Source organism: Trabulsiella guamensis ATCC 49490, from assembly GCF_000734965.1.
Taxonomy (GTDB): Bacteria; Pseudomonadota; Gammaproteobacteria; order Enterobacterales; family Enterobacteriaceae; genus Trabulsiella; species Trabulsiella guamensis.
This window is the reverse complement of sequence record NZ_JMTB01000118.1, coordinates 20,084-29,493: the sequence shown is the minus strand read 5'-3', so window position 1 is coordinate 29,493 and position 9,410 is coordinate 20,084. Positions and strand designations below refer to the sequence as shown.

At 47.9% G+C, this 9,410-nt stretch carries 7 protein-coding genes; 1 reads left to right on the top strand and 6 read right to left on the bottom strand.

Annotated features, from left to right (window positions below; translation table 11 throughout):
- Positions 1-334: 334 nt before the first annotated feature.
- Positions 335-1,681 (top strand): argininosuccinate synthase, encoded by a 1,347-nt coding sequence (argG, locus tag GTGU_RS21525; protein ID WP_038162323.1) that lies wholly within the window; start codon positions 335-337, stop codon positions 1,679-1,681.
- Positions 1,682-1,770: 89 nt separating this feature from the next.
- Here the strand turns inward: argG and GTGU_RS21520 are convergent, their stop codons facing one another.
- Genes GTGU_RS21520 through GTGU_RS25145 form a run of 6 tightly spaced genes read right to left on the bottom strand, consistent with a single transcriptional unit; the run spans position 1,771 to position 9,407 of the window.
- Positions 1,771-2,127, bottom strand: coding sequence for a DUF6277 family protein (locus GTGU_RS21520; protein ID WP_038162322.1), 357 nt, complete (start codon positions 2,125-2,127; stop codon positions 1,771-1,773).
- A gap of 21 nt (positions 2,128-2,148) precedes the next feature.
- Positions 2,149-5,637: a type VI secretion system membrane subunit TssM gene (gene tssM, locus GTGU_RS21515; RefSeq protein ID WP_038162319.1), complete on the bottom strand. Its 3,489-nt coding sequence runs from the start codon at positions 5,635-5,637 to the stop codon at positions 2,149-2,151.
- Between the two features lie 8 nt (positions 5,638-5,645).
- On the bottom strand, positions 5,646-7,181 hold the full coding sequence (icmH, locus tag GTGU_RS21510) for a type IVB secretion system protein IcmH/DotU (protein WP_051857421.1): 1,536 nt from the start codon (positions 7,179-7,181) through the stop codon (positions 5,646-5,648).
- Positions 7,178-8,533, bottom strand: a complete 1,356-nt coding sequence (tssK, locus tag GTGU_RS21505) for a type VI secretion system baseplate subunit TssK (protein WP_038162317.1) — start codon at positions 8,531-8,533, stop codon at positions 7,178-7,180. The genes icmH and tssK overlap by 4 nt, the downstream gene beginning before the upstream one ends.
- Positions 8,534-8,551: 18 nt before the next feature.
- Positions 8,552-9,049 carry a type VI secretion system lipoprotein TssJ gene (gene tssJ / locus GTGU_RS21500; protein ID WP_051857420.1) on the bottom strand — a complete coding sequence of 166 codons (498 nt, stop codon included), beginning with the start codon at positions 9,047-9,049 and terminating at the stop codon, positions 8,552-8,554.
- The gene (locus GTGU_RS25145; RefSeq protein ID WP_072012043.1) at positions 9,042-9,407 is read right to left on the bottom strand and encodes a PAAR-like domain-containing protein; all 366 of its coding nucleotides are present in this window, start codon (positions 9,405-9,407) and stop codon (positions 9,042-9,044) included. Before GTGU_RS25145 ends, tssJ begins: the two co-directional genes overlap by 8 nt.
- Positions 9,408-9,410 lie beyond the last annotated feature (3 nt).

Below are 9,410 nucleotides of genomic sequence, written 5' to 3'. Positions count from 1 at the left end.
CGCCTGAAACGTGGCATATTTTACTCATACGGAGTAAAAAGTGCAAATACTGCTGGGATTTGGTACCGAAGACGGGACGTTAAATCGGGGGGCAGTATATTGAAAAATCATGTGATCTGTCAACCCACCCCTTCTCTTCTCCGCAATCAGCATAGATCCACTACGCTTATGCATACTCATATGAGGGCGGCGGAAGAAAAATTCAAGAAAAATGCGTGAATCACTTCCTGTCATGCCCAAAAGATGATTAAATGAAAACTCACTTAAACTGCATAAAAATGCAATTAGAGCTTAACGGCAGTTTCATCATAGTCTGGCTAGCAGGGTTCTATTTATGACGACGATTCTCAAGCATCTTCCTACAGGTCAACGTATTGGTATCGCTTTCTCAGGCGGGCTGGACACCAGCGCCGCACTGCTGTGGATGCGAAAAAAAGGTGCGGTTCCTTATGCATATACTGCGAATCTGGGTCAGCCGGATGAAGACGATTATGACGCCATTCCGCGTCGCGCAATGGAATACGGCGCCGAGAACGCCCGCCTGATCGATTGCCGTAAACAGCTGGTCGCCGAAGGCATTGCCGCCATTCAGTGTGGCGCATTCCATAACACCACCGGCGGTCTGACCTATTTTAACACCACGCCGCTGGGCCGTGCCGTCACCGGCACCATGCTGGTCGCCGCCATGAAAGAAGACGGTGTGAATATCTGGGGCGACGGCAGCACCTACAAAGGCAACGACATCGAGCGTTTTTATCGCTATGGCCTGCTGACCAACGCTGATCTGCAAATCTACAAGCCGTGGCTTGATACCGATTTTATTGATGAACTGGGTGGTCGTCATGAGATGTCCGAGTTCATGATTGCCTGCGGGTTCAACTATAAGATGTCGGTCGAGAAAGCCTATTCCACCGACTCCAACATGCTTGGCGCCACCCATGAAGCGAAAGACCTGGAGTTTCTGAACTCCAGCGTGAAAATCGTCAATCCTATTATGGGTGTGAAGTTCTGGGACGAGAGCGTGAAGATCCCGGCGGAAGAGGTAACCGTCCGTTTCGAGCATGGTCATCCTGTCGCCCTGAACGGCAAAACGTTCAGTAATGACGTGGAACTGATGATGGAAGCTAACCGCATCGGTGGCCGCCATGGTCTGGGCATGAGCGATCAGATCGAAAACCGTATCATTGAAGCCAAAAGCCGTGGCATTTATGAAGCCCCGGGCATGGCGCTACTGCATATCGCCTACGAGCGTCTGCTGACCGGCATTCATAACGAAGACACCATCGAGCAATATCATGCTCATGGTCGTCAGTTGGGCAAACTGCTGTATCAGGGTCGCTGGTTTGATCCGCAGGCGCTGATGCTGCGTGACGCGTTGCAGCGTTGGGTAGCAAGCGCGATTACCGGTGAAGTGACGCTCGAACTGCGGCGCGGCAATGACTACTCGATCCTCAACACGGTCTCTGACAACCTGACCTACAAGCCGGAACGTCTGACGATGGAAAAAGGCGACTCCGTCTTCTCGCCGGACGATCGTATCGGGCAGTTGACCATGCGTAATCTGGACATCACCGACACCCGTGAAAAACTGTTCAGCTATGCGGAAACCGGGCTGCTTTCGTCTAATGCGGGCAATGGTCTGCCGCAGGTAGAAAATCTGGAAAGCAGCAAGCAGAAATAGCGAAGAGATAGTGTGATGAAAGACATCGGGTAATACATTATTCGTTTAAAAAAGGGGCGATAATCGCCCCTTTTTTTGATAATCATGAATTATTTAATTTTAGGCATCTTATCAAATAATTCTTTCATTTCCTGAGGGAAGCCGGTAGAGAGTTTAAGTCGTAAATCGCTCATTGCCGTTTCAAAATCTTTTGGCCGCTCCTCTTGTTGCATTTTTTGATGAGCATCAACATTATCCTGTAAACCACTAAATACGCCATTCATGTCGTCCATCATTTTTTTGCAGGTTGCATTGACGGAGTTCATAATATCTCGCGCGGAGTCTGAACCAGACATTTGCATGTTTTTCATTCCTTCTGCAAAAGGCTTTTCCAGATCAGCTTGTGCGTTTTTGCCAAGCTCCGAACTGTCTTTCATTACGGATTGTAGATTTTTCGGATCTAACATAAATAAGTTCCTTTTTCACGGTTAAATACTACCAGGACATGAGAATTGGCTTAACGCCCTCGACCATAATGGATAATCTTTCATAGTCGAACTTAATTCGATCTTGAAAAATCCATTAACTGAATTCATCGCAATTGTAAGTTCGCGACTATTACCACTAAGCTGGACAGGATTGCTGGCGTCATACATCCTGAAAATTGCCCATGGGCCATCAAAACTGACCGCTTCAGTCCGGCCATCCTGAGTCTTAAATGTCAGCCGGATATAAACCCCACCCTTTGGTCCGGGCCAGTTCACACGTACTGGCTGACTAAATCCATGGCTGTAGGGAATGACCTGCCCGTCTATATCAAGTACGGCCTCCATAATAGAAGGTGTCAGTGATATTGGCCGGATAATCATTGACATACCAACCTGGCCCGCTTCATTAAAAAACGTGTCCCGTATCAGCGCAGCGCTTTCAAAAGACTTAATCGTTTTTTCCGGTACTACTCCCGAACTTTCGGGTTTGACCTTCCATTTACTACCATTGGTATTGACGTAGGATGCCAGATTCTCATCGAAGAATTCCTGCATTGCGCCAGTCCGGCCAAACATTCTGTTGAAATCATTAATCCCTATTTCTTCAGTTGCAGAACGGTTGAAGGGGTAACGGCCACTGATAGCATTACGACACAGATCAGAGGCAATAGATGAAACACCCTTCGTCAAATTTTGCTTACTTTGTTGTAGGCTTTGCGTTTGCCCCATTGAGAGTAAATCCATCATTACGCTACGGATGGGTTCAGGCTGCCGCGCCATGTCGATCGTCAACCGATTAAAGTCGCTGTTTTGAGGTAATATTTGCCCGGCACGCAGCGAGGTGGACATCGTAATTAGCTTGTTGTAGATCTGCTCAAAGAGTCTCCCCAACGGATCACTGTTACTTCCTGAAGGCGCCTGTTGTAAGGAAATACCCAATCTCCTGAGCAATTCAAAGCGATCGGCTACGCTTTTTTCCGGTGTAAGACGGAAACGGGAACGCTCGCCGGTCATTTCATCCAGAATGCTGCGCCGCGTTTGTGTCAGACGGTTACGCTGTTTTTCAAACCAACTGGTGACATCCCCTTGTGTTTCAGGGATCAACGTGGTCTCTCTGGTGGCAAACCGAACCAGATTAGCCAGCGGTGAAGAGGGGTCTGAAAACTGTCGTGCCAGCAACGCCGCATCATCCAAATCACTAATTGGACGAACACGAATATCTTTCAAAAAGTTATCCCACTGATTGGCATATTCCAGCAGATAATATTTGCGAGATTCATCAGCAAGCTTTTGTGTCGCCGCCAGCAACTCGACTTCACCTTGTGTTGCCCGACTGTCACTTAACACCCAGCTTTCTTCTTTAATCATCGCCCTTGACTCTTCCTGGAGTTGCGGGAGAAAAACATCAAAATAGCTGGCTCGCGTATAAAAACCCGGGATAGCAATATCAGTTACCGTGCTCTGACTTTTACGGCGTAGCATCGGTGTGACGCTTGGCCCACCAGCGTCAGCCAACGTTACCCCTTCAATCCGGGGCGGCAGCGGCTTATCCTGAATACGGCGTACGACACGCATATGAATAGGAATTCGCATAGACTTCACCCGTGCTATTCGCACGAGTTCAGCATCTATTTTTGCCTTTGGCGCCCCCGCAGACGTGTCTTTAAATAACTCACTCAAATGATACCGGAACAAGTTACGGTCATTTTCCGTATACCCCTGGGGGGCAAATTCATTCCAGCGTGCCATGAACCAGTTTTCCAGAGCCTCGGCATCCCTATGCTCTGGATAACCTAGCATCATGTAAACTTTCAGGGTGTCATAAACATCAGCATCAGAGGCAAGCGTGTTTTTATTCAACTCATTAGCGATATAATGTTCTACCGCTGGCCAGAATATTTTATACAAATGCCGATGATAGGTTTGAAGCATTGCATGACTGAGCAACTTATGTTCAAAGTAAGGCGTCATCACCGGAGGAGAACTCTCCAGAAATTGTGTACTGATATACCCCAACTGTTCATAAGCTGCGACGAGATCGTCATTAATCTGACTGGTAAGTGGGATATCTCGCACAATACGTTTTGTTTCATCAAAACGCGCCGTGGCATAAGCGATGTAATCCCATTCCCAGAAATAACGTACGGCTAATAAGAAGCTAAGAACGAGCAGAACCACCACAACTGTGGTGTGGCGTGCAATATTAAATAACCGATTACGCAGTGGCAAAGGCCCCGTTGCATGCAAAACGCCTCGTTCATTAATTGCATGGCTTAATACTGGATAATAAACACCACCGCAGGGACGATCCTCATAAATATCTACTGAGTTTGGATTGAATATCGACTCCCAGGGTTTCAGTGGCTGCGTACATCCCAACCACAACTGGCGTAAACACCCTGAATAACCGACAGGAGAAACCGGGAATACTTGTTCCAGTAACGCAAATAAGGGTTTTTGCAGAGCGCCTAAGCTTTCGGTAAATAATAAAAGCTGATGACGAGTTTTTTCATCCGGAGCATTGTGAATAATTTCCAGTACATACTGACTGATCCTGAGCAGGAGTTCTTTATAGCTGGTTTCATCGACGGAAAAATCATTGTGCCCACTCTGGCTGCGCGTCATGGTGATCCCTAACCCATCGGCTAACAAGTCATCATTCATCATCGCCAGAAATGTTTCTCCCCCGGGAAGTTTGTCGATGTTATTCAGTATCAGATAGACGGCAATATCCGTGTGAAACAACGAAGCTACTTCCAGGATACGTACACGCAGGGTGTCGGCTAAGGTTTTGCGCTCTGTCAATGAAGCATTCAGCAACATCACAACATCCAGACACAAGATAACGCCGTCAATACCAGGGTAACGGCGGTACTTACGGATCAAGCTAAATAGCTTTTGTCTGGCATCTCCGGCCTCTTCGCTTTGCCCATGTAACAGAACCCATTCACCTGCTGTATCAACGTAGACAGCCCGTTCCGTCAGCCATAAATTACAATCCTGAGTAGGCCCAATATCACTGGTTTTAGCCAGTCCATATTGCTCTGACAATACGAAGTGTTCACCACTTTCATAAATCATCGATGTCTTGCCACTCCCCGGAGGACCGATAATCAGAAACCAGGGTTTTTCATCGATATATTGTTTCTTCCGTTTAAGTTGCCAGCGTTCCCAATAAGTTTTTTTGCCTGCAAGACTGACCAGTTGCAAAGTATGGAGTGCGTCAAAGAAACGGGCCGAGACGCGATCCAGTTGCAATGTTTTTTTCTTGCGCTTTGGTAAAGGTGCTCTGGCATGACGAAATATCCAGCTGATAAAAACGGCGACAAATGGCCAGAGCGCCCAGCAAAGAATTAAGCCAATGATAATCTGGCGGATTAATTCTCCCCCCAAAGGGAAAAACGAACCTATGGCAATTAACGGGCCGACCCACCAGACCGCATAACAAATCACCAGAGCAATAATCAATATAAAGAAACGGCGTATCATATCTGTCCCTATTGTTTATCCACCGGACGCGGTGTTACCGGTGTTACCGTTGATTGTTGCAGAAAATCTTTCATGGCCTCATCAGCTTCGCGCTGTCCAATCTTCCAGAGAATGTCAACACGTCGGTTACGGCGTCGTCCTTCGTCAGTAGAGTTATCCGCGAGTGGTTCGTTTTCGCCCCGACCAACAGAAGAAATCACTCGTTGATGAGTCTGGTTGATATTGGTGGTTTCTCTGAGCTTGTCAGCAACCACCTCGGCGCGTGCTTCGGACAATTTCAGGTTTGAATTCACTTTGCTGTTGCGGAATGGTTGGTTATCCGTATGGCCAATAACTTCCAAATCTCCCGGCCAGGGTGCCAGCGCAGCGCCCAGGCGTTCGATATTGCGTTTTTGCAAAAACGATTCTGACAGCTGAGCTTCACCAGTCCGGAATGCGCCGTCCGAGGTAAATATCAGCAACCATCCGCGAGGGTCTTTACGCACCTCCAGCCATCCTTCATTAAGGATTTGGGATAATGGATTAGGCAACGTTTCCATGATGTTGATTTTGCGAGGTTCAGGAGGAACCCATGCCAGGATATCGTTACGGATCTTGCGCGCCTGCTCATGGAGATACCAGGCGGTGATCCCATAGGCTACCAGGCAGATTAACAATCCACACAGGAGGACCTTAATCGCCTTCAACCTGCGGCGTCTTGGTGTAACACTTTCACTGGTAGCCGTGGTCAGATACTGAGTGGGGTTATGCCCATAAAGTAATGAATTCAGATGGGTTCGAAGATCCAGAAGTAATGCACTTCCCCGCTCTTCCATCTGATACTTACCTTCAAATCCTAAAGACAAAATCAAATCATAGAATTCCAGCAGTTCTCTGTTGCGCTGCGGAGCTTCCATATAGGTTTGCAGGTGCTCAAAACAATCCTCGCCCCCCCATGCATCGCGATGAAACTCAACGAGCAGACTCAGCGATGTCACCTGTTTATCCGACAAAATGGCATCAATGTAAGTACAAAGAAGGTAGGAAATATGATTAATATCCTCCGGTGGTTTTCCTTGCTTTTGCAAATTTTGCTGAAAATGCTGTAATTCCCGGACAATCTGCGAGCGCGCCTCTTCAAAGGTTAATGAACGCTGGCCACGCAAACGCTCTACCAGCAATAACAGGGGCATTGCTGCAGCAATGTATGGGTTTCCCCACAATCCGTGTGAAATACCGGGCCGTTCGATGCTGACGCGTCGTGTTCCTGTTTCGTCTCGTCCGGAACGAGTCATCGCATTTCGCATGAACGCATCAGATGGCGGATTTTTGGCCGTATCACCTGATTTATTTTGTTCAATTTCCCGAGTGTCTTCCGGTATATCGTCAGACTCATTCTCCTGATTCGAATTATTCCGGCTACTTCCTTTGGGTAGCAGGCCACTCATTGAAGCCATGCTGCTCTTGGCTTGCCAGATAGGGCTTGTCAGTGACTGCTCTGCATGTTTTGCACCTGTTCGTGCTGCCGAGATCGCCTCACGGATCTGGCGTTCAAACTCATTCATCCCACCCTCCCTTGCCGCAGTCCCCAGGCCTCAAAGCGCAACTCTGGAAAATCACCAACAATACTGAGTGCGATAGCGCTTCCCGCCATCATTTCCCGATACATCGCATCGGCATTGTCTACTTCGAAATAGACGCTGTTGGGATAATAAGGAATATGACGTGGCGGAGAGGCCATCGGTAGCATGCGTACCCCAGGCAGTTGAAGATCGATCAACTGAACAATCTTCTCCACAGGGCCTAACTTGGTTTGAGCCGGGAAATAGGTACGAACAGTATCCGCAGGCAAATTGGTAGTTACTGTAAAAATGAGTTTTTCCAGACGAAGTTGCGGATCGTTCTGGCACAGATAAATATTGTCGCCTCGCTCAGAGAAAGGCAGAGCGACCGCCGGAGCCTCAATGACCAGCGACAAGGCGCGACGAAGGGCGGCAAATAGCGTGAAATATCCGTTATGTGGTTCGTTGTGCGAATAAATTAAGTCCTGTCGTCCCCAGGCTTTCTCCCCTCCCGGAATGGTACTCAACCGGCCTAATAATCCTAACAGGGTGTGAAATAAAACTTCAGGATGCACTTGCGGAAGAGAAAGCAGGTGATTCAGTTGTAAGTTGTATTCACTTAAGGACTGGAGTAACAGAAGTTCCAGTAATTCTGAAAGCCCGCCAATAGATAAAGGAACATCCGGGCGGTAGACAGCTTCAAGCCGTTGTAAAAGTAAACCGAGCAACTCGGTCGTTGCGCTTTCGATCCACCCCGTTGCACGAAAATCAATCATCGGTGGAAGAAATTTATCATCCAGAATCAGCCGCCCATCCCGGGTACGTTCCTTGATGTAAGCAACCGGCAACAATGTTTCGGCATCACTGATCGCATTTCTGAAATTAAGACTGGACTGCAGCTGACCCAGCTGCATAGACGCCAGTAACGGTGTGCCTTCAGTAGCGATACCATGATTTCTGTCAGGGATCTCCGCTTCGATAACCCCGAAGCGGCTTTTGCCTTTACTCCGGGTAAGATCGATAAAGGTATTGCCCAGCAAATCCATCGGTGTCGACAGACAAATCACGTTGCCCTGACAGTTTTCGCCTGGTTCAAAAGGCAATGGTAATGGGTCGTCATCACCCAGGCAAAATGGCGTTCCATCAGGGAAAACGCCCCTGGCTTTACTGATCGCCACCTTTCCCTGATCCAGCAGTCCCTGATTGATACTTAAGCGATGAAAACCCCAGGCCTGGGCGCTGAGACTACGTGCCCGCATATCGATTAAATATTCTAAATGGCGCTCCTGTTGTTGAAAGTGTTGTGGTTCCATCAACATACCTTCAACCCAGGCTACCCGTTGTTTCAGTAGCATTTACTTTCCCTCCATGTTCTACGGCTTAGCCCTGGTTAGCGGTAACAACCGATTGCCATCGACAAGAACCACTGGGTTAAAATCGTTGCGCGCCCCTGACTTCAGTTGAATGACACTGTCTTTTCCCAGAGTCTGGAATTCCACAGCAATAACCAGCCAGCGGTCTTGCCTGTATGGGACTTCCCGTATAAACGTCCGTGTCTCCATCGGCGCCATAATGAAAGGCGTGACGCTGAGGACATCTTTATCAGGCTGGATATCACTGCACGCCCGTCCCTGATACAGTCCTGGCGGCGACCACCCTTCCCGATTCAACTCAACGACGCACATTTTTACAGGCTGAGCGACACCCGCTGGTGTAGGATTCAGGTCATTCGTCGCAACGATCTGCAGCACGATATTGCGATTTTCAGGTTCTCTCTCCGGCTGATCTGAGGAAAAAAACCAACTACATCCACTTAGCAACAAGCTGCCTGCCAGAGAAATTGAAACAATAAAATGTTTTATATTAAGCATTAATAAAGTACTTCGTTTGGCTTGGTGAAATTTGCGTCGAAGATGAGTTGTTATTATTCGTCATACTCATATCTCCTAAGCGTGTCGCTGGACTACCCTGGATGAAATATTTCCCAGAGCCCTGCATAGGGTCCATTTTCGATGAGTGAGTACCAGATGCAGCACCTACAATAATACCTGTATCAATTGTTGATACCCTTATGGTATTTAAATTCTGCTCGTTCCCACCGCAACAGTAATAATTACTAACATTAGGAACACCCGTGTTATTAGGCGCAAAATTTGGCCCAGAAATAGGTATCATTGGATCACATCCAGTAAAACTCATACCGCCGGCACGTGTATTTGCAGCTGTCATTTT

Coding starts and splice junctions, on each gene's coding strand:
- tssM (WP_038162319.1), bottom strand. CDS start 5,637: ATGATACGCCGTTTCTTTATATTGATTATTGCTCTGGTGATTTGTTAT.
- tssK (WP_038162317.1), bottom strand. CDS start 8,533: ATGCTACTGAAACAACGGGTAGCCTGGGTTGAAGGTATGTTGATGGAA.
- argG (WP_038162323.1), top strand. CDS start 335: ATGACGACGATTCTCAAGCATCTTCCTACAGGTCAACGTATTGGTATC.
- tssJ (WP_051857420.1), bottom strand. CDS start 9,049: ATGCTTAATATAAAACATTTTATTGTTTCAATTTCTCTGGCAGGCAGC.
- GTGU_RS21520 (WP_038162322.1), bottom strand. CDS start 2,127: ATGTTAGATCCGAAAAATCTACAATCCGTAATGAAAGACAGTTCGGAG.
- GTGU_RS25145 (WP_072012043.1), bottom strand. CDS start 9,407: ATGACAGCTGCAAATACACGTGCCGGCGGTATGAGTTTTACTGGATGT.
- icmH (WP_051857421.1), bottom strand. CDS start 7,181: ATGAATGAGTTTGAACGCCAGATCCGTGAGGCGATCTCGGCAGCACGA.